The organism is Pseudomonas sp. 8(2025) (assembly GCF_052665325.1).
Genome location: NZ_JBQOIE010000049.1, coordinates 1 through 514, shown reverse-complemented (window position 1 = coordinate 514; position 514 = coordinate 1). Strand labels below are relative to the sequence as shown.

The window sequence follows — 514 nt, the reverse complement described above, 5'->3', positions numbered from 1 at the left end:
GGGGCTATAGCTCAGCTGGGAGAGCGCTTGCATGGCATGCAAGAGGTCGACGGTTCGATCCCGTCTAGCTCCACCAATTTACAGTTCAAGGCCTGGCCACACCGGCCTTGGATCGATCGGTACTCAGCACCGGTCAGTTGTACAGAAGGGTTTGTGTCCCCTTCGTCTAGTGGCCTAGGACACCGCCCTTTCACGGCGGTAACAGGGGTTCGAGTCCCCTAGGGGACGCCAGTTTCACACAAGCGATGTTGCAAGATGTCGCTGCGCCGCGAGGCGAAAATCCGGGGCTATAGCTCAGCTGGGAGAGCGCTTGCATGGCATGCAAGAGGTCGACGGTTCGATCCCGTCTAGCTCCACCAATTTACAGTTCAAGGCCTGGCCACACCGGCCTTGGATCGATCGGTACTCAGCACCGGTCAGTTGTACAGAAGGGTTTGTGTCCCCTTCGTCTAGTGGCCTAGGACACCGCCCTTTCACGGCGGTAACAGGGGTTCGAGTCCCCTAGGGGACGCCA

4 tRNA genes are annotated in these 514 nt (G+C 58.9%); all 4 read left to right on the top strand.

Annotated features, from left to right (window positions below):
• The 4 genes from ACUXVH_RS31680 to ACUXVH_RS31665 all read left to right on the top strand — a co-directional run bounded on the left by ACUXVH_RS31680 (position 1) and on the right by ACUXVH_RS31665 (position 514).
• A tRNA-Ala gene (locus ACUXVH_RS31680) sits at positions 1-76 on the top strand.
• A gap of 79 nt (positions 77-155) precedes the next feature.
• Positions 156-231 (top strand) — tRNA-Glu (locus ACUXVH_RS31675).
• Between the two features lie 52 nt (positions 232-283).
• Positions 284-359 (top strand) — tRNA-Ala (locus ACUXVH_RS31670).
• Positions 360-438: 79 nt separating this feature from the next.
• Positions 439-514 (top strand) — tRNA-Glu (locus ACUXVH_RS31665).